Source organism: Staphylococcus sp. FSL W8-1270 (assembly GCF_038007165.1).
Taxonomy (GTDB): domain Bacteria; phylum Bacillota; class Bacilli; order Staphylococcales; family Staphylococcaceae; genus Staphylococcus; species Staphylococcus hominis.
In genome coordinates, this window is the sequence record NZ_JBBOWQ010000001.1 from 1,116,863 (window position 1) to 1,140,120 (window position 23,258).

General features: G+C 31.2%; 26 protein-coding genes and 2 other annotated features. Of the genes, 24 read left to right on the top strand and 2 right to left on the bottom strand.

Features of this window, described 5'->3' with window-relative positions; genetic code table 11:
* The first annotated feature begins 9 nt into the window (after positions 1–9).
* The 4 genes from NSU06_RS05655 (at position 10) to NSU06_RS05670 (ending at position 4,134) form a co-directional block, all read left to right on the top strand.
* The gene (locus NSU06_RS05655; protein ID WP_002448958.1) at positions 10–681 is read left to right on the top strand and encodes a uroporphyrinogen-III synthase; all 672 of its coding nucleotides are present in this window, start codon (positions 10–12) and stop codon (positions 679–681) included.
* Complete coding sequence (hemB, locus tag NSU06_RS05660) at positions 681–1,655, top strand: porphobilinogen synthase (protein WP_002448944.1); 975 nt, start codon at positions 681–683, stop codon at positions 1,653–1,655. The genes NSU06_RS05655 and hemB overlap by 1 nt, the downstream gene beginning before the upstream one ends.
* A gap of 21 nt (positions 1,656–1,676) precedes the next feature.
* Positions 1,677–2,960, top strand: a complete 1,284-nt coding sequence (gene hemL / locus NSU06_RS05665; RefSeq protein WP_017176147.1) for a glutamate-1-semialdehyde 2,1-aminomutase — start codon at positions 1,677–1,679, stop codon at positions 2,958–2,960.
* Between the two features lie 103 nt (positions 2,961–3,063).
* Positions 3,064–4,134, top strand: coding sequence for an AbrB family transcriptional regulator (locus tag NSU06_RS05670; protein WP_070436591.1), 1,071 nt, complete (start codon positions 3,064–3,066; stop codon positions 4,132–4,134).
* Positions 4,135–4,182: 48 nt separating this feature from the next.
* Here NSU06_RS05670 and NSU06_RS05675 read toward each other — a convergent pair whose 3' ends face one another.
* On the bottom strand, positions 4,183–4,740 hold the full coding sequence (locus tag NSU06_RS05675) for a DNA-3-methyladenine glycosylase I (protein ID WP_002448956.1): 558 nt from the start codon (positions 4,738–4,740) through the stop codon (positions 4,183–4,185).
* Positions 4,741–4,798: 58 nt separating this feature from the next.
* Positions 4,799–5,025 (top strand) — a binding site (T-box leader).
* A gap of 39 nt (positions 5,026–5,064) precedes the next feature.
* Between NSU06_RS05675 and NSU06_RS05680 the strand changes: the two genes are divergently transcribed.
* From NSU06_RS05680 to NSU06_RS05700, 5 genes are all read left to right on the top strand, one after another.
* Entirely contained in the window at positions 5,065–7,695 is a 2,631-nt protein-coding gene (locus tag NSU06_RS05680; protein ID WP_002449015.1) for a valine--tRNA ligase, read from the top strand.
* 11 nt (positions 7,696–7,706) lie between these two features.
* The gene (locus NSU06_RS05685; RefSeq protein WP_070436592.1) at positions 7,707–8,975 is read left to right on the top strand and encodes a bifunctional folylpolyglutamate synthase/dihydrofolate synthase; all 1,269 of its coding nucleotides are present in this window, start codon (positions 7,707–7,709) and stop codon (positions 8,973–8,975) included.
* A gap of 249 nt (positions 8,976–9,224) precedes the next feature.
* Positions 9,225–9,914: a prepilin peptidase gene (locus tag NSU06_RS05690; protein ID WP_002487997.1), complete on the top strand. Its 690-nt coding sequence runs from the start codon at positions 9,225–9,227 to the stop codon at positions 9,912–9,914.
* Positions 9,915–9,937: 23 nt separating this feature from the next.
* A complete protein-coding gene (gene radC / locus NSU06_RS05695) occupies positions 9,938–10,615 on the top strand; it encodes a RadC family protein (protein WP_017176150.1) in 678 nt (225 codons plus the stop codon).
* Between the two features lie 77 nt (positions 10,616–10,692).
* Complete coding sequence (locus NSU06_RS05700) at positions 10,693–10,974, top strand: hypothetical protein (protein WP_017176151.1); 282 nt, start codon at positions 10,693–10,695, stop codon at positions 10,972–10,974.
* Positions 10,975–11,064: 90 nt separating this feature from the next.
* Here the strand turns inward: NSU06_RS05700 and NSU06_RS05705 are convergent, their stop codons facing one another.
* The gene (locus NSU06_RS05705; protein WP_002455241.1) at positions 11,065–11,244 is read right to left on the bottom strand and encodes a hypothetical protein; all 180 of its coding nucleotides are present in this window, start codon (positions 11,242–11,244) and stop codon (positions 11,065–11,067) included.
* 167 nt (positions 11,245–11,411) lie between these two features.
* Between NSU06_RS05705 and NSU06_RS05710 the strand changes: the two genes are divergently transcribed.
* The 15 genes from NSU06_RS05710 (at position 11,412) to secDF (ending at position 23,170) form a co-directional block, all read left to right on the top strand.
* Entirely contained in the window at positions 11,412–11,882 is a 471-nt protein-coding gene (locus tag NSU06_RS05710) for a DUF4930 family protein (protein WP_079335373.1), read from the top strand.
* Positions 11,883–11,962: 80 nt separating this feature from the next.
* Positions 11,963–12,091, top strand: a complete 129-nt coding sequence (locus NSU06_RS05715; RefSeq protein ID WP_017176153.1) for a hypothetical protein — start codon at positions 11,963–11,965, stop codon at positions 12,089–12,091.
* Between the two features lie 168 nt (positions 12,092–12,259).
* Positions 12,260–13,093 (top strand): rod shape-determining protein MreC, encoded by an 834-nt coding sequence (mreC, locus tag NSU06_RS05720; protein WP_017176154.1) that lies wholly within the window; start codon positions 12,260–12,262, stop codon positions 13,091–13,093.
* Positions 13,093–13,593 (top strand): rod shape-determining protein MreD, encoded by a 501-nt coding sequence (mreD, locus tag NSU06_RS05725; RefSeq protein WP_017176155.1) that lies wholly within the window; start codon positions 13,093–13,095, stop codon positions 13,591–13,593. The genes mreC and mreD overlap by 1 nt, the downstream gene beginning before the upstream one ends.
* A gap of 54 nt (positions 13,594–13,647) precedes the next feature.
* Positions 13,648–13,731 (top strand) — a sequence feature (ribosomal protein L21 leader region).
* Positions 13,732–13,744: 13 nt separating this feature from the next.
* Positions 13,745–14,053: a 50S ribosomal protein L21 gene (rplU, locus tag NSU06_RS05730; protein ID WP_002448968.1), complete on the top strand. Its 309-nt coding sequence runs from the start codon at positions 13,745–13,747 to the stop codon at positions 14,051–14,053.
* Between the two features lie 2 nt (positions 14,054–14,055).
* A complete protein-coding gene (locus tag NSU06_RS05735; protein WP_017176156.1) occupies positions 14,056–14,376 on the top strand; it encodes a ribosomal-processing cysteine protease Prp in 321 nt (106 codons plus the stop codon).
* Positions 14,377–14,387: 11 nt separating this feature from the next.
* Positions 14,388–14,672, top strand: a complete 285-nt coding sequence (gene rpmA / locus NSU06_RS05740) for a 50S ribosomal protein L27 (protein WP_002449010.1) — start codon at positions 14,388–14,390, stop codon at positions 14,670–14,672.
* Positions 14,673–14,815: 143 nt separating this feature from the next.
* Positions 14,816–16,108, top strand: a complete 1,293-nt coding sequence (gene obgE, locus NSU06_RS05745) for a GTPase ObgE (protein ID WP_019835431.1) — start codon at positions 14,816–14,818, stop codon at positions 16,106–16,108.
* A gap of 12 nt (positions 16,109–16,120) precedes the next feature.
* The gene (locus tag NSU06_RS05750; protein WP_017176158.1) at positions 16,121–16,576 is read left to right on the top strand and encodes an ACT domain-containing protein; all 456 of its coding nucleotides are present in this window, start codon (positions 16,121–16,123) and stop codon (positions 16,574–16,576) included.
* An 11-nt stretch (positions 16,577–16,587) separates the two neighbouring features.
* Positions 16,588–17,193, top strand: coding sequence for a Holliday junction branch migration protein RuvA (ruvA, locus tag NSU06_RS05755; protein WP_017176159.1), 606 nt, complete (start codon positions 16,588–16,590; stop codon positions 17,191–17,193).
* Between the two features lie 29 nt (positions 17,194–17,222).
* On the top strand, positions 17,223–18,218 hold the full coding sequence (gene ruvB, locus NSU06_RS05760; protein ID WP_017176160.1) for a Holliday junction branch migration DNA helicase RuvB: 996 nt from the start codon (positions 17,223–17,225) through the stop codon (positions 18,216–18,218).
* A gap of 9 nt (positions 18,219–18,227) precedes the next feature.
* Positions 18,228–19,253, top strand: a complete 1,026-nt coding sequence (gene queA, locus NSU06_RS05765; protein WP_017176161.1) for a tRNA preQ1(34) S-adenosylmethionine ribosyltransferase-isomerase QueA — start codon at positions 18,228–18,230, stop codon at positions 19,251–19,253.
* Positions 19,254–19,272: 19 nt separating this feature from the next.
* The gene (tgt, locus tag NSU06_RS05770) at positions 19,273–20,412 is read left to right on the top strand and encodes a tRNA guanosine(34) transglycosylase Tgt (protein ID WP_017176162.1); all 1,140 of its coding nucleotides are present in this window, start codon (positions 19,273–19,275) and stop codon (positions 20,410–20,412) included.
* Between the two features lie 16 nt (positions 20,413–20,428).
* Positions 20,429–20,689 (top strand): preprotein translocase subunit YajC, encoded by a 261-nt coding sequence (yajC, locus tag NSU06_RS05775; RefSeq protein ID WP_002448938.1) that lies wholly within the window; start codon positions 20,429–20,431, stop codon positions 20,687–20,689.
* Positions 20,690–20,884: 195 nt separating this feature from the next.
* Positions 20,885–23,170: a protein translocase subunit SecDF gene (gene secDF / locus NSU06_RS05780; RefSeq protein WP_049382001.1), complete on the top strand. Its 2,286-nt coding sequence runs from the start codon at positions 20,885–20,887 to the stop codon at positions 23,168–23,170.
* Positions 23,171–23,258 lie beyond the last annotated feature (88 nt).

Sequence of the window (23,258 nt, forward strand, 5' to 3'; positions counted from 1 at the left end):
TACAGTTAGATGAAACCAGTGATAGTTATGACGCAAACGAGTAAAGTACAGAGTGATATGGTAGAAGTCATTCATAAGCCATTTATTAAAATTCAATCACTTGAATTTGATACTCAACTCTTGCATGATAATTATGACTGGCTTATTTTTTCTTCAAAAAATGCCGTACATTTATTTTATAAATATTTAGAGTACGTGAATGTAAAACATATTGCAGTAGTAGGCGCTAAAACTGCGCAGTTATGTAAACAATTAGGTATAAATATAGATTTTATACCTAACGATTATTCTCAAGAAGGTTTATTAGAAGGATTAAATCTAGAAAAATCTTCTATTTTAATTCCGAGCAGTGCACAGGCAAGACCAAAATTGCAACAAACTCTCGCTGAACATAATAATGTTGTGAAAATTGACTTGTATACACCTATAGCGGATAGAGAGAATATTATTGAAGTTATCAATCTAATTCAACATAATCAAGTTGAAGCATTAACATTTTCAAGTTCATCTGCAGTGCGTTATTATTTTAGTGAGGCATTTCCTAAGCATTTTAAAAATTACTATGCTATAGGTCAACAAACTGCAAATAGCATTAGAGCCTATGGTTATGAACCTTATATTGCAGATAAACAAACTTCTGAAGCATTAATAAACACATTTTTAGAAAGTAGGAATAAATAATGAAATTCGATAGACATAGAAGATTACGCTCTTCAGCTACAATGAGAAGTTTAGTAAGAGAAAATCATGTTAGAAAAGAAGATTTAATTTATCCAATTTTTGTAGTAGAAAAAGATAATGTTAGAAGCGAAATTAAATCGTTACCTGGTGTATATCAAATAAGTTTAAATCTATTAGATGATGAAATTAATGAAGCATATGATTTAGGTATTAGAGCGATTATGTTCTTTGGCGTACCTAATGAAAAAGATGATGTGGGTTCTGGTGCATACGATCATAATGGCATTGTTCAAGAGGCAACACGTAGAGCAAAAAAACTTCATAAAGATTTATTAATCGTTGCTGATACTTGTTTATGTGAATATACGGATCATGGTCATTGCGGTATCATTGATGATCATACGCATGATGTTGATAATGACAAATCTTTACCATTATTAGTTAAAACAGCAATTTCTCAAGTCGAAGCTGGCGCTGACATTATTGCTCCAAGTAATATGATGGATGGTTTTGTTACCGAAATTCGACAAGGTTTAGATGAAGCTGGTTATTATAATATTCCAATTATGAGCTATGGCATTAAATATGCTTCTAGTTTCTTTGGACCATTTAGAGATGCTGCAGATTCAGCTCCTTCATTTGGAGATAGAAAAACGTATCAAATGGATCCAGCTAATCGTTTAGAAGCACTAAGAGAATTAGAAAGTGACTTAAAAGAAGGCGCAGACATGATGATTGTCAAACCAGCTTTAAGTTATTTAGATATTGTTAGAGATGTAAAAAATAACACTAATATTCCTGTTATTGCTTATAATGTTAGTGGTGAATATGCTATGACTAAAGCAGCATCTCAAAATGGTTGGATAGATGAAGAACGTGTGGTTATGGAACAAATGGTATCAATGAAACGTGCGGGCGCAGATATGATTATTACTTATTTCGCGAAAGATATTTGTCGTTACTTAGATAAATAATGGTTAAGGAGGAACAAGTTAATGACTTATGAAAAATCACAAGAAGCAATGCGCATTGCTGAAACACTTATGCCTGGTGGTGTCAATAGCCCTGTAAGAGCATTTAAATCAGTAGATACACCAGCAATTTTTATGGATCATGGTGAAGGTTCGAAAATTTATGATATAGATGGCAATGAATACATTGATTATGTATTAAGTTGGGGACCATTAATTTTAGGTCATAAAAATAAACAAGTCATTAGTAAATTACATGATGCTGTAGATAAAGGCACTAGTTTTGGTGCTTCAACACTAGAAGAAAATAAATTAGCTGAACTTGTTATTGAAAGAGTGCCTTCAATTGAAAAAGTAAGAATGGTTTCTTCAGGTACTGAAGCTACTTTAGCGGCATTAAGACTGGCTAGAGGTTACACTGGTAGAAATAAAATTGTTAAGTTTGAAGGATGCTATCACGGACATAGCGATTCATTGCTTATCAAAGCAGGTTCAGGTGTAGCAACTTTAGGTCTTCCAGATTCACCAGGAGTACCTGAAGGCACAGCTAAAAACACAATTACAGTACCTTATAATGATTTAGATGCGATTAAAGTAGCATTTGAAAATTATGGAGATGATATTGCTGGTGTGATAGTAGAACCAGTTGCAGGAAATATGGGTGTTGTACCCCCTAAAAAAGGTTTCTTAGAAGGATTAAGGGAAGTCACTAAAGAATATGGTTCTTTACTTATCTTTGATGAAGTCATGACAGGTTTCCGTGTAGGGTATAACTGTGCTCAAGGTTATTTTGGTGTGACACCAGATATCACATGCCTAGGAAAAGTGATTGGCGGTGGCTTACCTGTAGGTGCTTTTGGAGGCAAAAAAGAAATTATGGATAAAATTGCTCCAGTAGGTAATATTTATCAAGCGGGAACTCTATCTGGTAATCCTTTAGCAATGACAAGTGGTTATGAAACACTAAGTCAATTAACGCCTGAATCATATGAGTATTTCCAAGAATTAGGCGATATATTAGAAAAAGGACTTAAAGAGGTATTTGCTAAACACAATGTTCCTATTACAGTAAATAGAGCTGGTTCTATGATTGGTTATTTCTTAAATAAAGGACCTGTAACCAACTTTGAAGAAGCGAATCAAAGTGATTTAGAGTTATTTAGTAATATGTATAGAGAAATGGCTAAAGAAGGCATATTTTTACCACCTTCTCAATTTGAAGGAACATTCTTATCTACCGCACATACCAAAGAAGATATTGAAAAAACGATTCATGCTTTTGATAATGCATTAAGTAGAATTGTTTAATATTTAAAAGTTAATATAATAAAAGTGGAACAAAGATGAGATAATATCATCGTTCCACTTTTTTTAATTTAAATGCTTTTAATCTAGAAAGAAGTGATGATTTTTGAGGCGAATTTGGCTAAATAATATTATATTATTAATAATAGCGATGATCATGAGTTTAATATTAAAATTATCTCATATGCTTTTACCCTTTATGTTTGGGCCCATTATAGCCTCAATTATTGTGGTTAAAGTACTAAAACTAAATATTAAATGGCCTTTTTGGATTAGTCAGATTGGCTTAATATTACTTGGAGTACAAATAGGATCTACGTTTACGTCACAAGTCATTAATGATATCAAAAATGAGTGGTTAACCATTGTGACGGTGACTGTTTTACTCATCACGTTATCATTATTGATTGCTTATTTTTTCAAAAAAATTGCAAGAGTTAATACTGAAACTGCTATCTTGAGTGTAATACCTGGCGCTTTAAGTCAAATGTTAATTATGGCTGAAGAAGATAAAAAAGCGAATATCTTAGTAGTAAGTTTAACCCAAACTTCTAGAGTTATTTTTGTAGTCGTACTTGTACCACTTATTTCTTTTTTATTTAGCAATTCATCATCAAGTGAAGAGATGATTCATAAAGCTACACCATTAACAAGAGCTTTAAATGTGCCCCAAATTGCTTTAATTATGATTGCTATAGCTTTTGTTTATTTCTTAATGTCAAAAATAAATTTTCCAACAAAACAATTACTCGCTCCAATTGTCGTTTTAATTGTTTGGAATTTATCAACTCATCTGACTTTTACTTTAGATAATTATATTCTTGCTTTTGCACAAGTGATTTATATGAGTAGAATTGGTTTACAAATTGCACATTTATTAGGTGATTTAAAAGGTCGCATTGCTATAGCAATTATGTATCAAAATATAAGTTTAATTTTAGGATCATTTTTGATGGTCTTTATTGTTCATTTGTTTACTCATAATTCATTAAACGAATTATTTTTAGGTGGAGCTCCTGGAGGTATGAGTCAAATTGTACTAGTTGCCATAGCTACTGGTGCAGATGTTGCTAAGATATCAAGTTTTCATATCTTTAGGATATTTTTTATATTATTTTTAGTAGCACCAATAATTAATTACTTTTTAAAACGAAAAAAAAGTGATAATCAATCATAAGGAGTAGAACTACGAATTCAAAATAATCTGTTCTACTCCTTTTAATATTTAATGATTAGGTTTTGAAGGACATCCTTCTAAGTGAGCATCATATAGACCAGCCGCTTCCATAAACGAGAATACAGTCACAGGTCCTAAAAATTTAAAACCATAAGCTTTTAAATCTTTTGAAAGTTGTTTTGCTCTTTCATCAACTGTAATACGTTCTGAGGGAGTTTTATAGTGCAAGTCAATAGGATGTCCATCAACATATGACCATAAAAACTTACTGAAGCTACCATATTCTTTTTCAATTTGTAAATAACCCTTAGCTTGAGATACTATGGCTTCTAATTTCTTTCTATTATGTACGATATTTGGAAAGGTCATTAAAGCATTAATATCTTTCTCTGTCATTTTAGAAATTTTTATAGGATCAAATTGATGAAATGCTTTTTCATAAGCCTCTTTCTTTTTTAATATAGTTAACCAAGATAAACCAGCATGTTGAGATTCAAGTGCAAGTAATTTGAAAAGTGAAAGACTATTAAAATCTGGTTGTCCCCATACTTTATTATGATAATCTAAATAAATAGGGTCTGTAGTTCCAAAGGCACATGCGTTCATAAATATTCCTCCAAAAGATTGACTTATCATTGTTTTCTATTATACTATTAATTAGTAATTAAATATATTTTTTGGGAAGAGTACGTTTGATACTTATCAAAGAGAGCATATGGACGGTGTAAATATGTATAATGATCAAACTGAAGGTAGCCCACAAGTTCTTTTATTGAATACACATATAATAGTAGATAGAAGCGTGTATGAGCGTTAATCATAAATAAGTGCAAGAAGATATGGAGGTATCGTCTTGAATTTAGGTGGTACCACGGAGCATCCGTCCTATATATTAGGAAGGATGCTTTTTTATTTTAGGAGGTTATTTCAATGAAAATGGAATCAAAGTATAATCCTCGTGAAGTTGAAGCGGGGCGTTATGAAGAATGGGTAAAAAATGAATACTTTAAACCTCTAGAAGATGAATCTAGAGAAGCATATACAATTGTTATTCCGCCGCCGAATGTGACTGGTAAATTACATTTAGGACATGCTTGGGATACAACATTACAAGATATTATTACTCGAATGAAACGTATGCAAGGATACGATACGCTTTATTTACCTGGTATGGATCATGCGGGTATTGCAACACAAGCTAAAGTAGATGCTAAATTAAAAGAACAAGGTATTTCTCGTCATGATATAGGACGTGAAAAATTTTTAGAACATGCTTGGTCTTGGAAAGAAGAATATGCATCTTTTATTCGTAAACAATGGGCTAAATTAGGCTTAGGTCTTGATTATAGTAGAGAACGTTTTACTCTTGATGACGGCTTAAGTAAAGCGGTTAGAAAAGTATTTGTTGATTTATATAATAAAGGAATTATTTATCGTGGAGAGCGAATTATAAATTGGGATCCAGTCGCACGTACAGCATTGTCAGATATAGAAGTGATTCATGAAGATGTGCAAGGTCATTTTTATCATTTTAAATATCCTTATGCTGATGGTAATGGATATATTGAAATTGCCACAACTCGTCCTGAAACAATGTTAGGGGATACTGCTATAGTCGTTAATCCAAATGATGAACGTTATAAAGATGTCATAGGAAAAAAAGTGATTTTACCAATTATAGGTAGAGAATTACCAATTTTAGCAGATGAGTATGTTGATATTGAATTTGGTAGTGGAGCTATGAAAGTTACACCTGCACATGATCCTAATGACTTTGAAATTGGTCAGAGACATCATTTAGAAAACATTATTGTAATGGATGAAAATGGAAAAATGAATGACAATGCATCTCAGTATGCTGGTTTAGACCGTTTCGAATGTCGTAAAAAATTAGTAGAAGATTTAAAAGCTCAAGATTTAGTGATTAAAATTGAAGAACATATGCATTCTGTAGGTCATTCAGAACGTTCTGGTGCAGTAGTAGAACCTTATTTATCTACACAATGGTTTGTAAAAATGAAACCACTTGCGCAACAAGCACTAGATAATCAAAAAACAGATAATCGAATTGATTTTTATCCACCACGTTTTGAAAATACATTTAATCGTTGGATGGAAGAAATTAGAGATTGGACTATTTCTAGACAATTATGGTGGGGTCACCAAATTCCAGCTTGGTATCATAATGAAACAGGTGAAGTATATGTTGGAGAAGAAGCACCTGCTGATATCGAAAATTGGACTCAAGATGAAGATGTGTTAGATACATGGTTCTCAAGTGCGTTATGGCCATTCTCAACTTTAGGTTGGCCTAATGAAGAAGCAAAAGATTATCAACGTTACTATCCAACGAATGTTCTTGTAACCGGTTATGATATTATCTTCTTCTGGGTAGCAAGAATGATTTTCCAAGGATTAGAATTTACTGGTAAACGACCATTTAATGATGTACTTCTTCATGGTTTAGTAAGAGCTGAAGATGGTCGTAAAATGAGTAAATCACTTGGTAATGGTGTAGATCCAATGGATGTCATCGAAAAATACGGAGCAGATAGTTTACGCTACTTCTTAGCAACTGGTTCTTCTCCAGGTAATGACTTACGTTATTCTACCGAAAAAGTTGAATCTGTATGGAACTTTATTAATAAAATTTGGAATGGTGCTCGCTTTAGCTTGATGAATATTGGAGAAGACTTTAAAGTGGAAGACATTGATTTATCTGGTAATTTATCTTTAGCGGATAAATGGATTTTAACACGACTAAATGAAACAATAGAGACCGTTACTAATCTGAGTGAAAAATATGAATTTGGTGAAGTTGGACGTGCTTTATATAACTTTATTTGGGATGAATTCTGTGATTGGTATATTGAAATGAGTAAAATACCAATGAATGGTGAAGATGAAGCTCAAAAACAAACAACACGTTCTGTTCTAAGTTATACACTTGATCAAATAATGAGAATGCTACATCCATTTATGCCATTTGTAACTGAAAAAATTTGGCAAAGTTTACCGCATGAAGGAGAAACAATTGTAAAAGCAGCATGGCCGACAGTTAAAGAAGAGTTTGTGTTTGATGAAAGTAAACAGACAATGGAACAATTAGTTGAAATTATTAAATCTGTGAGACAATCACGCGTAGAAGTAAACACACCACTTTCTAAATCAATCCCTATTCTCATTCAAGCTAAAAATGAAGAAATTAAAACAATCTTAGAAAAAAATGCGGATTATATTCATAGATTTTGTAATCCAAGTGAATTAACCATCGATACAAATGTAGATATTCCTGAAAAAGCGATGACAGCGGTAGTAGTTGCTGGTAAAGTCATTTTACCGTTAGAAGGACTTATTGATATGGATAAAGAAATTGAACGTTTAGAGAAAGAGTTAGACAAACTTCAAAAAGAATTAGACCGTGTTGATAAAAAATTATCAAATGAGAATTTTGTTAATAAAGCACCTGAAAAAATTATAAATGAAGAGCGCGAAAAACAACAAAAATATCAAGAAAAATATAATGGTGTTAAAAACAGAATTGAACAATTAAAAGCATAGGAGAATTGTCAATGAATTACCTAGATAGCTTATATTGGATACATGAGCGCACTAAGTTTGGTATTAAACCTGGTGTTAAAAGAATGGAATGGATGCTTAACCACTTAAATAATCCTCAATTAAATATTCGCGGTATTCATGTGGGTGGAACAAATGGTAAAGGTTCTACAGTAGCTTATTTAAGAGCTGCATTAGTTGAGAATGGATATGAAGTTGGAACATTTACTTCTCCTTTTATTGAAACGTTTAATGAACGAATTAGTTTAAATGGTTATCCGATCTCAAATGACGAAATAGTTGAATTAGTAAAGCGAGTTAAACCAGTAAGTGAAGCGTTAGAACAAGAAACCGAACTCGGTTCTGCAACAGAATTTGAAATTATAACAACAATGATGTTTTTATATTTTGGAGAGATACATCCTGTAGATTTTGTTATTGTAGAAGCGGGACTAGGAATTAAAAATGATTCAACTAATGTGTTTACTCCTATTCTTTCAATTTTGACAAGTATAGGATTAGATCATACTGATATTTTAGGAAGTACGTATTTAGATATCGCAAAAGATAAAGGTGCTATCATAAAACCTAATGTACCCGTCATCTATGCAGTCAAAAATGAGGAAGCTTTAAAATACATTAGAGATTTAGCGGAAAATCAGAATGCAAAGCCAATTGAACTAGATAGAGAAATCATTATTGTATCTGAAGATGATGAATTTACTTATAGATATAAAGATTATGAGTTAGAAACAATCATCTTAGATATGATAGGTGATCATCAAAAAGAAAATGCTTCATTAGCTATTACAGCTTTAATAGAGTTGAACGAAGAAAATATTATTGAATTAGATTTTAATAAAATGATTGATGCTATTGAAAGTGTTTGTTGGACAGGACGTATTGAGCAAGTTAAAGAAAAACCTCTTATTATTATTGACGGAGCACATAATAATGAAAGTGTTGAAGCATTAGTTTCAACAATCAAAAATTATTATGATTTTGAGAAAATGGATGTTTTATTTTCAGCCATTAAAGGTAAACCTGTAAACGAAATGTTAAGTAAATTACAAAATTTAGCTGGTACATTTTATTTTACTGAATTTGATTTTCATAAAGCCTTATCTAAACAAGAATTACTTGAGAGTATAGATGCTGATAACATCGAATATATTGATGATTATGTAGATTTTATAAATCATTATGATGGTGAGGGCTTATTGATTACAGGCAGTTTATATTTTATAAGTGAAGTAAAATCGAAAGTTGAATTTAATTCATAATATATAGTATGTTAAATATCTAAATATAGCTATGAAGAAAGTTACAAATTAAACTTCTTCATAGCTTTTTTATTAGTTATATAATTGATAGATTAAGAGTGGACTGATTATTTTTAATAAAGGTTTTATTCATTTTATTGAATTTAAAATGCTTTAAAGAAGATATATTTATTTATTGAAATGAATTTAATCTAATCCTCGTTATTCCATTTACTTAGACCATATTTTAGTTATAATGAATGATATGAGGTGATCAGTATAATAGTATTATTAGCATTTACGTGTAGTGTAATATTTAGTTTTTTATATCAATTTTCAAGTATAGAGAAAGTGAATCTTCAATATTTCAAGCGACGATCACAATGTGATTATTGTCATACATCATTAAAGTGGTTTGATACTATACCATTATTAAGTTTCATATTCTTAAAAGGACGCTCGAGATGCTGTTCAAATCCTTTAAAACGCTCCTATATTATAGGTGAAATATTATCGTTTCTTATTGTCCCATATTTAATATTTATCGATATACATATAAATTATTCTCTCTTTATATTAACTTGTTTAATGTTGATAACGATGTCTCTAACCGATATTCAAACATTAACAATCAACAGTAACTTAATCCTCGTTTTTTTCTTTGTCGGTATCTATATTTCTTCATTACATTTGATTTCATTTATATTTATTTTCTTTCTATTACATACATTTTTTCTGTTAAATTCTAAAAGTATAGGGTACGGTGATATTTTATTACTTAGTATACTTTCTATATTTTATACTTATGAATTTATACTTCATCTAATATTATTAACTTGTGCAATTGGTCTTATGTTTTATATCATCTTGTTTCGTTTTAAGATACGTAAAATCCCACTTATTCCTTTTATTTCAATCTCATATATTTTATTAATTAATTTTTCCAACAATATTATGTAACTAATAAAGAAAAGGTGATGTTTTTGAAAATTAAAGATATGGCCAAAAGTGAGCTTCCTAAAGAGAGACTCATTCAATATGGTGAAAAAAGTTTGTCTAACAGTGAATTATTAGCAATTTTAATTAACACTGGACGACAAGGGGTTTCAAGTATTGATATTGCAAATGAAATGATTAATAAAGTAAATAATTTAAAAGAATTAAAATTACTTTCAATACATGATTTGTTAAAAATAAAAGGTATAGGATTGCATAAAGCAGTGACACTAAAAGCCGCTTTCGAATTGGGAGAAAGAATAAATAAACGTAATTCAATTGAAAAAGTAAAGATTAAATCTCCTAAAGATGTCGCAGATATGATGATGTCTAAAATGAAAGATTTAACTCAAGAGCATTTAGTTGCTTTATTTTTAAATACTAAAAATATAGTGATAAAAGAAGAAACTATATTTATAGGAACATTAAACTCTTCAGTGATACACCCAAGAGAAGTCTTTAATGCTGCCATTAGAGCTTCATGTAATGCAGTAATTGTGATTCATAATCATCCATCTGGAGATGTGACGCCTTCAAAAGAAGATATTGCTACTACCATTAGACTTAAAGAATGTGGACAAATTCTTGGCATTGAATTACTTGACCACATTATTATCGGTGATCAAAAATTTACTAGTTTAGTAGAGGAGGGGTATTTCGTATAAAAGATTAAAAATTATTTATAGTCTCATTGTTAAAATTTTAGTATAATAAGCCTTAATTATATATTTAGAGGTGTATGATGACTTTAATTTTAATCATAGGGGTGTTAATACCTATTATTTACATAATGAGATTGAATATTAAACAAAAAACAATTCGTTTAAAAGAAACGCTTAATACCGTGTTATTATCGATTGTTGGTATTACAATTTTTTCTTTTATTGGAGTATTCGTCAACCATACGCATACTCAATTATATATTTTACTCATTAGTGATATAGTAACTGGAACGATATTTGGGTTACTATTAGCAACAATATATAAAATTTATGAATACTTGTCTCAAAGCAATCGTAAATAAAGCTAGTTAACTTTTCATACAATACAATCATAAACGAATTAATAAAGGGTAGATTGTATTAATTACATTGAAAAGTAACTAGCTTTTTCATTATCTTATATAAGCTGAAAGCACATTAAAATTTTCTAAAATCCAAAGAACACCTTGATAGGCTAAATACAGTCCGAGAATAATAAAAGCAGCAGAGATTAAAAATCTTAAAAGTGCAAATCCTACTTTAAAAAGTATAACTGCAAGCAAGATAAGTAAAATAATTGTAAGAATGTTCATTTCTCACACTCCTCTAAATTTATTTTACGAGTGATATTAATTATTATAATATATTTTAAGAAAATGTTAATCAGTCTTAAGAATTTACTTAATTTACTTCTTTAGACCGATGGATAAAATCTATTTTATATTTATAATAATTTAGATTTAAAATTGGAGGGATTTTATTGCGAATGGTTTTTAGTATTTTTAAAAATATAGTAGCAGTTATTGCAATCCTTAGTATTGTTTATTTTGCATTAAAATATGCCCCGTTTTTAAGAGAACAGGACTGGAATCCTATGAATCAACCTACCAATAACCAATTCGAGCTCTTGCCAAGTAATCAAACATCAACACCAGTGCCTACTAATGGAAAAAGTTATACTATAGAAGAAAATCATTTACTTCAGAATATTCCTGCTAGTCAAACAAAAAATGTGTTTAAATTTATAGATAAAAAAGAATTTATGGAAGTTTCAGGTATAGTTAGAATGGGATATAATGATAATTACATTGTAGGGCAAAGAGATAATGAATTTATCATCTATAAATTCGGAAGTGATACGATTAAAGTCTTTAGTACGGAAATTGAAATGGAACAGGAATTAAATCGCCTAGGACAATCAATCACTTTAAAACCTCAGAATGAGTATTAAAAAATATAATTTGAAAAAAATAAATAAATGCGTTAATGTCTAAAATAGATACAATAATCTTTTGAAGGTTGGTGTAATGTATGTCTGAACAATCTAAAGAAAAACAGGCAAATGAACAAGCAAAAGCACAAAATTTATTTTCTAAATGGAGAAAAGACGAAACGCTCTATGAAGAAGATAAAAAAGATAAGCCGAATAAAGAATCGTAAAATTAAATAAGATGACATTTGATAGGAGCAAGTACTAGAATTCAATGAAGATTCTAACTTGTTCCTTTTTTTCTTTGAAGATAATATTTAATATTATTCTTTATTTCAATCCTAGAGTAATATAAAATAGAATATAATAATTTAAAATAAATAGTAGAGGTGTTATGAGTGTTAAATTTTTTTAAAAATAACAAGTTAATTGTTGTTTTTTGTGCAATAATTATTTTTATTGCATTGATTGGTTTGTCCATTCGTTCACAAACTCAATCACCTCCTGAGCAATATGTGGGGGACTCAGTGTCATTTGGTCAGAGAGTAATTAGTTACCCTGTCAATTTTGTGACTGGAGCTATAGGTAACTTCTTTCAATCTAACAAATCAAATCATAATGAAGTTAATCAATTAAAAGCAAAAAACGAAGCATTAGAAGCGGAAAATAAAAACTTAAAAAAAGAACTTGATATGACTGATGCTTCAAAATACGATGCAATTTCAGGTGCCATCATAGCACGTAATCCAGATCAATGGATGAATACTGTGATTATTGATAAAGGTAAAAAAGCTGGTGTAAGCAATAATATGGCAGTGTTTACTAGTGATGGTTTAATTGGAAGAGTAACTAGAGTGAATCAATTTTCTTCTCAAGTTGATTTACTTTCAACGAATACAAGAGCTGGAAAACTATCAGTCAATATTCAACATCACTCTAAAAATGTTTTTGGATTAATTGATCACTATGATAATAAAACTCAGGAATTAATTATTAGTAATATCAATAATAAGGATAAAATTTCAAAAGGTGACAAAGTAGTAACAAGTGGATTAGCCGATCAATTGCCAAGTGATTTATACATAGGAGAAGTGACGAAGGTAGAAAATGATGAATATGGTTTAGCAAAAGAAGTGAGGGTGAAAACTGGAGCAAATTTATCAGATATTCAACATGTATACATAGCGAAAAAAAGTAATAACACGGATTTCAATGAAAGAGAGACTCGATAATGAAAGCGTTCGTTTATATAATGATCGGTATCATCGTTTTTTATCTTGATACACTTATTGGTTTGGTTATTCCTTTTCATATAGGCAACCTAACATTTATCTTAGTTCCTCATTTAACTCTAATGTATTTATTACTTTTATCAATTTATAGACCATTTATGGTCACATTATTACTAAGCATTTTTTTAGGTATGATAACTGATATCTACTTTGGCAGTGTATATGGTTTATATTTGTTTGGTTATATATTCTTAATAACAATATTTAATAAGTTCTTGAAGATTTTTTACCGAGACTATATTATGGTATATTGGTTCAGTATCATTGGTGTAATGATTCTTGAAATATTTGTAGCAATTATATATTCTGTTATTAGCTATGTAGAATTTGATTTACTAAACTTTATATTACTACGTATTATCCCAACACTTATATTAAATATTATTTTATTAATTATTTTGATGCCTATATTCTTTAAATTCTTTAAAAAGCCAATATAATAGATTGACATTGAATATAAGTAATGGTAAGATGCAATAGTTGAGTAGTTTTATAGCTACATACAACCGCTCAAATACAGGTTTAAGCGTTAAAATGTTATATTTTATCACCTGTATATGGCGTGACTTATAATTATAGGAGGTGCAAGGTATGTTTGCTATTATCGAAACAGGCGGTAAACAAATTAAAGTAGAAGAAGGTCAAGAGATCTTCGTTGAAAAATTAGATGTTAATGAAGGTGATTCATTCACATTTGATAAAGTATTATTTGTAGGTGGAGATTCAGTTAAAGTTGGTGCTCCAACTGTTGAAGGAGCTACAGTAACTGCTACTGTGAACAAACAAGGTCGCGGTAAAAAAATTACTGTTTTCACTTACAAACGTCGTAAAGATTCAAAACGTAAAAAAGGTCATCGTCAGCCTTATACTAAATTAACAATTGATAAAATCAACGCTTAATTATGATTACTGTTGATATTTCAATTAATGATGAAGGTAAAGTAACAGACGTCATCATGGATGGCCATGCTAATCATGGTGATTATGGCTATGATATTGTTTGTGCAGGGGCTTCAGCTGTTCTTTTTGGAAGTGTGAATGCTATTTTAAGTTTAACTTCTGAAAATCCGGATATTGATTATGATGATGACGGTGGTCATTTTCACATTAGATCAGTAGACACTAACAATGAGCAAGCACAATTAATTCTTCAAGCAATGCTTGTGTCTTTACAAACGATTGAAGATGAATATAATGAAAATATAAGATTAAATTATAAGTGAGGTGTATCCCGATGTTAAAATTAAACTTACAATTCTTCGCATCTAAAAAAGGGGTAAGTTCTACAAAAAACGGTCGTGACTCAGAATCAAAACGTTTAGGTGCTAAACGTGCAGACGGTCAATTCGTAACAGGTGGCTCAATTTTATATCGTCAACGCGGTACTAAAATTTATGCTGGTGAAAATGTAGGTCGTGGTGGCGATGATACATTATTCGCTAAAATCGACGGCGTTGTTCGTTTCGAACGTAAAGGTCGCGACAAAAAACAAGTTTCTGTATATGCAGTAGCTGAATAATTTTTGTCTAATTAACACCAGAAGTGAAGACTTCTGGTGTTTTATTTTTGTTTAAAAATGATTATAATAGAATCTAACGTTTTAGAGTTAATGATATAATATTAGCGATGAATTAATAAAATATATAAAAAGAGGTGAGATATATGTTTGTCGATCAAGTAAAAATATCTCTAAAAGCAGGCGATGGAGGTAATGGTATTACTGCTTATCGTAGGGAAAAATATGTACCATTTGGTGGCCCTGCTGGTGGCGATGGAGGTAAAGGTGCTTCAGTCATTTTTGAAGTTGATGAAGGTTTAAGAACACTTTTAGACTTTAGATTTCAACGTCATTTTAAGGCTAAAAAAGGTGAAAATGGTCAAAGTAGTAATATGCATGGTAAAAATGCGGAAGACTTAGTTTTAAAAGTGCCTCCTGGTACCATTATTAAAAGTGTAGAAACTGAAGAAGTTTTAGCAGATTTAGTTGAAGAAGGTCAACGTGCAGTTATTGCTCGTGGAGGTCGTGGAGGTCGTGGAAATTCACGTTTTGCAACCCCTCGAAATCCAGCTCCAGACTTTAGTGAAAATGGAGAACCTGGAGAAGAACTAGATGTTACCTTAGAATTAAAGCTACTTGCTGATGTGGGACTCGTTGGATTCCCAAGTGTAGGGAAATCAACATTGTTATCTATTGTATCTAAGGCAAAACCTAAAATTGGAGCTTATCATTTTACAACAATTAAACCAAATTTAGGTGTGGTTTCAACACCTGATCATAGAAGTTTTGTGATGGCGGATTTACCAGGTTTAATTGAAGGAGCTTCAGAAGGAGTCGGTTTAGGTCATCAATTTTTACGTCATGTTGAAAGAACAAAAGTTATTGTTCATATGATAGATATGAGTGGTTCTGAAGGAAGAAATCCACTTGAAGATTATCAAATCATCAATAATGAACTGATAAATTATAAACAAAGATTAGAAGATAGACCTCAAATTATAGTGGCAAATAAAATGGATATACCGGAATCAAACGATAACCTAGAATTATTTAAAAAAGAAATTGATGAAGATGTAACTATTGTTCCAGTTTCTACAATTACAAGAGATAATATTGATCAATTACTATATACAATTGCTGATAAATTAGAAGAAGTAAAAGATATTGATTTTAGTGTAGAAGAAGACGAAGATGCAGGTGTTAATCGCGTATTATATAAACATACACCATCTCAAGATAAATTTACGATTACAAGAGATGATGATGGTGCCTATGTAGTAAGCGGTAATGCAATCGAACGCATGTTTAAAATGACAGACTTTAATAGTGATCCAGCAGTAAGACGTTTTGCACGTCAAATGCGCTCTATGGGTATTGATGATGCATTAAGAGAACGTGGATGTAGTAATGGTGATATTGTTAGAATACTTGGGGGAGAATTTGAATTCGTCGAATAGGAGGGCTTTTTAGTGGACAGCAAAGATTATAAAAAGTTTTATTTAATACGTGAAGACGTTTTACCAGAATCAGTGGTTAAAACGCTTAAAATTAAAGACGCTTTAAAAAATGATGCCACACTGTCCATTTATGAAGCAGTTAAGCAGTTTAATCTATCAAGAAGTGCTTTTTATAAATATAGAGATACTATTTTTCCTGTAGATGAAAAGATTTTTGAACACCGTGAATTCACCTTAATTCTCTATGTTAATGATATAGTAGGAATGCTTGCTCAAGTATTACAAACTATTTCAAAATTAGCGTTATCCGTTTTAACTATTCATCAAAGTGTTCCAATGGAAGAAAAAGCAACGATTACACTCTCTTTGAGTGCAAAAGATCAATCATTATCAATAGAAAAGGTCATGGGCACTTTGAGAAATATTCAACATGTTTATAAAGTTGAATTAATTAGTATGAGTATGTAAGGAAGGTATCTATGTACGCTTATATAAAAGGACATTTATCTCAATTGTTTCCAACACATATTGTTGTAGAAACGTCTAATGGTATCGGTTATGAAATTCAAACTCCAAATTCATATCGATTTCAAAAATATTTAAATCAAGAATGTAAAGTCTTTACTTCACTGATTGTAAGAGAAGACGCACAATTATTATATGGTTTTATTAGCGAAGAAGAAAAAGAGATGTTCTTAAGCTTAATAAAAGTTACAGGTATAGGCCCTAAATCAGCTTTAGCTATTCTAGCAACAAGTACACCTAACGAAGTTAAACGTGCAATTGAAAATGAAAATGATACTTATCTAACTAAATTTCCTGGTATAGGTAAAAAGACTGCACGACAAATTGTATTAGATTTAAAAGGTAAAGTTAAGATTACAGAAGAGACTAGTGAGACCTTATTACAGGTTGAGGGACAAGTTGAAGAAAATGACAATATAATTAAGGAAGCGTTATTAGCGCTTGCAGCTTTAGGATACTCTAAGAGAGAGCTTTCTAAAGTTGAGAAAGTGCTTAATAAAACATCCATCCACTCTGTTGATGAAGCAGTTAAGATTGGTTTAAAAACGCTTATATCTTAATATTATGAACGATAACTGGGGGGATAAATATGGATGATAGAATGGTAGATCAATCATTACACAATGAAGAATCTTCTTTTGAATTCTCACTCAGACCAACTAAATTAAAACAATATATTGGGCAATCATCAATAAAGAATAATTTAGAAGTTTTTATAAAAGCGGCTAAACTAAGGGATGAGCCATTAGATCATGTATTACTTTTTGGTCCTCCAGGATTAGGTAAAACAACACTTTCAAATATTATTGCTAATGAAATGGAAGTCAATATAAGAACTGTATCTGGTCCATCATTAGAGCGACCCGGAGATTTAGCGGCAATTTTATCAGGTTTACAGCCTGGAGATGTTTTATTTATTGATGAAATCCATCGCTTAAGTAGTGTAGTAGAAGAAGTTTTATACTCTGCTATGGAAGATTTTTTCTTAGATATTATTATCGGTAAAGGTGATGAAGCACGTAGTATACGTATTGATTTACCACCTTTTACTCTAGTAGGCGCGACAACACGTGCTGGAAGTCTAACAGGCCCTTTAAGAGATCGATTTGGTGTTCATTTAAGATTAGAGTACTATTCGGAATCAGATTTAAAAGAAATCATTATTCGAACTGCTGAAGTATTAGGTACAAAAATTGATGATGAAAGTGCAGTTGAGCTTGCTAAGCGTTCAAGAGGAACACCTCGTGTTGCAAATCGACTACTAAAAAGAGTAAGAGATTTTCAACAAGTAAATGAAGATGAACAAATTTATATCGAAACAACAAAGCAAGCTCTAAACTTATTACAAGTGGATGATGAAGGCTTAGATTACATTGATCATAAAATGATGAATTGTATTATTAATCAATATAATGGAGGTCCTGTGGGACTGGATACGATAGCAGTGTCAATTGGAGAAGAACGTATTACAATCGAAGATGTCTATGAACCCTTTTTAATACAAAAAGGATTTATAGAACGAACACCAAGAGGTAGAAAAGCGACACCATTTGCCTATGAACATTTCAAAAAAATTAAAGAATGAGGGAATAATATGAACGTTGAGGAGTTTGATTATCATTTACCTGAATCATTGATTGCTCAGACACCTTTAAAAAATAGAGATCAAAGTAGATTACTTGTGCTAGGTAGAAAGACCGGAAATATTGCACATAAACACTTTACAGATATTATGGATTATTTTGAACCTGGAGATACATTAGTATTAAATGATACACGTGTTATGCCAGCACGTTTATTCGGTTTAAAAGAAGAAACAGGTGCAAAGGTAGAAATGTTAATGCTTACTAGAATAGAGGACAATGACTGGGAAGTATTATTAAAACCAGCAAAACGTATTAAAGTAGGTAATACTTTATCATTTGGTAACGGCAAAATCATTGCTGAATGTATAAAAGAATTAGAACAAGGTGGGCGCATTATGCGTTTACATTATGAAGGTATTTTAGAAGAACGCTTAGATGAGTTAGGTGAAATGCCTTTACCACCTTATATTAAAGAACGTTTAGATGATCCGGATAGATATCAAACTGTGTATGCTAAAGAAAATGGTTCCGCTGCAGCGCCTACTGCAGGGTTACATTTTACAGATGAGCTTTTACAGAAAATAAAAGACAAAGGTGTCAATATTGCATTTATTACACTACATGTTGGCCTAGGTACCTTTAGACCAGTAAGTGTGGAGGATATTGATGATCATGAAATGCATAGTGAGTACTATCAAATGACTAAAGAAACGGCAGATATGCTGAATAAAACTAAAGAAAATGGGCATAGAATTATTTCTGTAGGTACGACGTCTACTAGAACGTTAGAAACAATTCGTCGTGATCATGAACAATTTGTCGCTACAAGTGGTTGGACAGATATATTTATTTATCCAGGGTTTGAATATAAAGCAATTGATGGGTTAATTACTAATTTTCATTTACCCAAATCAACATTAGTGATGTTAGTCTCTGCTTTTAGTAGTCGTGAATACATTTTGAATGCTTATAAAGAAGCGGTAAAACTTAAATATAGATTCTTTAGTTTTGGAGATGCAATGTTAATAATTTAATGAATGAGAGGTACAGATTATGCCAGCAGTAACTTATGAGCACATTAAAACATGTAAGCAATCAGGTGCACGTTTAGGGATTGTTCATACACCCCATGGCTCATTTGAAACACCCATGTTTATGCCAGTAGGTACGAAAGCAACAGTTAAAACAATGAGTCCAGAAGAGTTAAGACAAATTGAAGCTAGAATTATATTAGGAAATACGTATCATTTGTGGTTACAACCTGGAAATGATATTATCAAACAAGCTGGGGGCTTACATAAGTTCATGAATTGGGATGGCCCTATTCTTACAGATTCTGGTGGTTTCCAAGTGTTTAGTTTGAGTAATCTTAGAAAAATATCAGAAGAGGGTGTCGAATTTAGACATCATACAAATGGCTCTAAGTTGTTTTTAAGTCCAGAAAAATCAATGCAAATTCAAAATGACTTAGGTTCAGATATTATGATGGCATTTGATGAGTGTCCGCCTATGCCTGCCGAATATAAATACGTAAAAGATTCAATTGAACGTACAACAAGATGGGCTAAACGATGTCTTGAAGCACATCAACGTCCAGAGGACCAAGCATTATTTGGTATTATACAAGGTGGAGAGTACAAAGACTTAAGAGAACAAAGTGCTAAAGAACTTGTATCATTGGATTTTCCTGGATATGCTATTGGTGGTTTATCTGTAGGTGAACCAAAACCAGTGATGTACGATATGGTTGAACATACGGTTCAATTTATGCCAGAAGACAAACCAAGATACTTAATGGGAGTAGGATCACCTGATGCATTAATAGAATGTAGCATTCGCGGTATGGATATGTTTGATTGTGTGTTGCCAACACGCATAGCTAGAAATGGAACATGCATGACATCTCAAGGACGATTGGTTATAAAAAATGCTAAATATGCAGATGATTTTAGTCCTATAGATGCGAATTGTGATTGCTATACTTGTAAGAATTATACACGTGCATATATTAGACATCTAATTAAAGCAGAGGAAACGTTTGGTATCCGTCTTACTACTATTCATAATTTACATTTTCTGCTAAAATTAATGGAAGATATTAGACAGGCCATTCGAGAAGATCGTTTATTAGATTTTAAAGAAGAATTTTTCGAACAATATGGGCTAAATGTAGAGAACCCTAAAAACTTTTAATAAGGAGAACAATATAATGAATGTTTCAGCATTAATCTTGCCTATAATTTTAATTATAGTATTTTATTTCTTTTTAATTAGACCGCAACAAAAACGTGCGAAAGAACATCGTGAAATGATTAGTCGTATCGAAGCAGGTCAAAAAATTACAACTATTGGTGGAATCAAAGGAACTGTTAAAGCTGTGGATGAAACAGCAGTTGTAATCACAGTAAATGGTCATGGTACTGAAATGACATTTGAAAAACCTGCGATTAAACAAGTTGACCCATCATAAATTATAATAACAAGACATTCCAGACAACAAATTGTCGTGGAATGTTTTTTTATTAACTAGCTATCGTGATTACACTAATAAAAAGGTTATGTTAAGATAGATAAGTCTTGTCACATAGATGTAATCTTTAATTCACTTGCACATGGTTTATTAAAAGATTATTCTAATTACATAATTAAATAATGAGGTGTTCATGTGAAAAAAACAAGTAGAATAATTGCATTCATACTCATTGTAGCGCTACTATTTGTAGGTATGGGCTTTACATATAAGAATGTAGTTAAGAATGTAAATCTAGGTTTGGATTTACAAGGTGGTTTTGAAGTATTATATCAAGTTAAACCACTTGGCGGTGATGGTAAAATCGATGATAAGGCTTTACAATCTACTGCTCAAACTTTAGAAAATCGTGTTAATGTATTAGGCGTATCTGAGCCTCATATTCAAGTTGAAGACCCTGATAGAATTAGGGTACAGCTCGCAGGGGTAAAAAATCCTGATGAAGCTCGGAAAATTTTGTCTTCACAAGCAAATCTGACTATACGTGATGCTAATGATCATGTTAAATTAACAGGTAAAGATATTGTACAAGGTTCTGCAAAACAAGAATTTAAACAAGGTACAAACGAACCTGCAGTCACTTTTAAATTAAAAGACCGCGCGAAATTTAAAAAAGTTACAGAAGAAATTTCTAAAAAACAAGAAAACATGATGGTAGTGTGGTTAGATTATAAAAAAGGTGATAGCTATCATAAAGAGTTGGATAAACCTGAAGATAAACGGAAATACGTTTCAGCCGCTTCGGTGGATCAACCTATTAATTCAGACAGTGTAGAAATTTCAGGTGGCTTCCAGGGTCAACAAGGCGTAGAACGTGCTAAGCAAATTGCAGAATTGTTAAATGCAGGTTCATTACCAGTTGATTTAAAAGAAGTTTATTCTAATTCTGTAGGTGCACAATTTGGTCAAGATGCATTAGATAAAACAATCTTTGCATCAATGATTGGTGTTGCAATTATCTATTTATTTATGGTAGGTTTTTACAGATTACCAGGTATTGTGGCAGTGATTGCTTTAACAGTATATGTTTATTTAACATTAGTAGCATTTAACTTTATTTCAGGTGTACTTACATTACCAGGTTTAGCTGCCTTAGTATTAGGTGTAGGTATGGCTGTAGATGCAAATATCATCATGTATGAACGGATTAAAGATGAACTTAGAGTAGGACGAACGCTTAAACAGGCTTATTCTAAAGCAAATAAAAGTTCTTTCTTAACGATTTTTGATTCAAACTTAACAACTGTTATAGCAGCAGCAGTGTTATTCTTCTTTGGTCAAAGTTCAGTTAAAGGATTTGCTACGATGTTATTATTAGGTATTTTAATGATATTCATCACAGCTGTCTTTTTATCAAGAGGACTATTATCACTTTTAGTTTCTTCTAATTACTTTAAGAAGAAATATTGGATGTTTGGTGTAAATAAAAATAATCGCCATGATATCAATGAAGGTGTAGATGTTCATGACTTAAAAACAGCTTTTGAAAAATGGAATTTTGTTAAATTAGCAAAACCATTAATTGGAGTAAGTATTTTAATTTTAGTAATTGGTATAATTATTCTAAGTATATTTAAACTTAACTTAGGTATTGATTTCTCATCTGGTACAAGAGTAGATCTTGATTCTGATACGAAGTTATCTCAAACGAAAGTTGAACGTACGATTAAAGATGTTGGTTTGACACCTGATCAAATTCAAATTAATGGTAATGACAATAAACAAGCAACAGTTCAATTTAAAAATGATTTATCTAAAGATGAAACTTTGAAACTTAATAAAGTCATTAATGATCAATATGGTCATAAACCGACAGTGAACACAGTCTCTCCAATGATTGGTCAAGAGTTAGCTAAAAATGCAATGAAAGCATTAATTTATGCAGCTATTGGTATTATTATCTATGTTTCATTAAGATTCGAATGGAGAATGGGGCTTTCTGCTGTCTTAGCATTACTTCATGACGTATTTATTATCATTGCTTTATTCAGTTTATTAAGACTTGAAGTAGATATTACATTTATCGCTGCAATCTTAACGATTGTAGGTTACTCAATAAATGATACAATTGTTACTTTCGACCGTGTAAGAGAAAATCTTCATAAAATTAAAGTCATAACAGAACCTCATCAAATCGATGATATTGTTAACCGATCTATTAGACAAACGATGACTCGTTCTGTTAATACAGTTCTTACAGTCGTTGTAGTAGTTATCGCCATACTGATCTTTGGTGCATCAAGTCTGTTTAACTTCTCATTAGCATTACTTATTGGATTATTATCTGGTGTATTCTCTTCTATCTTTATTGCAGTTCCACTATGGGGCATCATGAAGAAACATCAGTTGAAAAAATCTGAGAACGGTAAGCTTGTAGTTTATAAAGAGAAAAAATCAAATGATGAAAAAATCTTAGTATAATTAAATACATGATATAAAATTAGTGGAAGAAACAAAAGAATTCTAATTGAATTCAGTGTTTCTTCCTCTTTTTATTTATTCTTTTTTT

Excerpts from the sequence above, each read along its gene's own strand:
- NSU06_RS05655 (WP_002448958.1), top strand. The coding sequence starts at position 10 with ATGAAACCAGTGATAGTTATGACGCAAACGAGTAAAGTACAGAGTGAT.
- hemB (WP_002448944.1), top strand. The coding sequence starts at position 681 with ATGAAATTCGATAGACATAGAAGATTACGCTCTTCAGCTACAATGAGA.
- hemL (WP_017176147.1), top strand. The coding sequence starts at position 1,677 with ATGACTTATGAAAAATCACAAGAAGCAATGCGCATTGCTGAAACACTT.
- NSU06_RS05675 (WP_002448956.1), bottom strand. The coding sequence starts at position 4,740 with ATGAACGCATGTGCCTTTGGAACTACAGACCCTATTTATTTAGATTAT.
- NSU06_RS05680 (WP_002449015.1), top strand. The coding sequence starts at position 5,065 with ATGAAAATGGAATCAAAGTATAATCCTCGTGAAGTTGAAGCGGGGCGT.
- NSU06_RS05685 (WP_070436592.1), top strand. The coding sequence starts at position 7,707 with ATGAATTACCTAGATAGCTTATATTGGATACATGAGCGCACTAAGTTT.
- NSU06_RS05700 (WP_017176151.1), top strand. The coding sequence starts at position 10,693 with ATGACTTTAATTTTAATCATAGGGGTGTTAATACCTATTATTTACATA.
- NSU06_RS05705 (WP_002455241.1), bottom strand. The coding sequence starts at position 11,244 with ATGAACATTCTTACAATTATTTTACTTATCTTGCTTGCAGTTATACTT.
- NSU06_RS05715 (WP_017176153.1), top strand. The coding sequence starts at position 11,963 with ATGTCTGAACAATCTAAAGAAAAACAGGCAAATGAACAAGCAAAAGCA.
- mreD (WP_017176155.1), top strand. The coding sequence starts at position 13,093 with ATGAAAGCGTTCGTTTATATAATGATCGGTATCATCGTTTTTTATCTT.
- rplU (WP_002448968.1), top strand. The coding sequence starts at position 13,745 with ATGTTTGCTATTATCGAAACAGGCGGTAAACAAATTAAAGTAGAAGAA.
- NSU06_RS05735 (WP_017176156.1), top strand. The coding sequence starts at position 14,056 with ATGATTACTGTTGATATTTCAATTAATGATGAAGGTAAAGTAACAGAC.
- rpmA (WP_002449010.1), top strand. The coding sequence starts at position 14,388 with ATGTTAAAATTAAACTTACAATTCTTCGCATCTAAAAAAGGGGTAAGT.
- obgE (WP_019835431.1), top strand. The coding sequence starts at position 14,816 with ATGTTTGTCGATCAAGTAAAAATATCTCTAAAAGCAGGCGATGGAGGT.
- ruvA (WP_017176159.1), top strand. The coding sequence starts at position 16,588 with ATGTACGCTTATATAAAAGGACATTTATCTCAATTGTTTCCAACACAT.
- ruvB (WP_017176160.1), top strand. The coding sequence starts at position 17,223 with ATGGATGATAGAATGGTAGATCAATCATTACACAATGAAGAATCTTCT.
- queA (WP_017176161.1), top strand. The coding sequence starts at position 18,228 with ATGAACGTTGAGGAGTTTGATTATCATTTACCTGAATCATTGATTGCT.
- tgt (WP_017176162.1), top strand. The coding sequence starts at position 19,273 with ATGCCAGCAGTAACTTATGAGCACATTAAAACATGTAAGCAATCAGGT.
- yajC (WP_002448938.1), top strand. The coding sequence starts at position 20,429 with ATGAATGTTTCAGCATTAATCTTGCCTATAATTTTAATTATAGTATTT.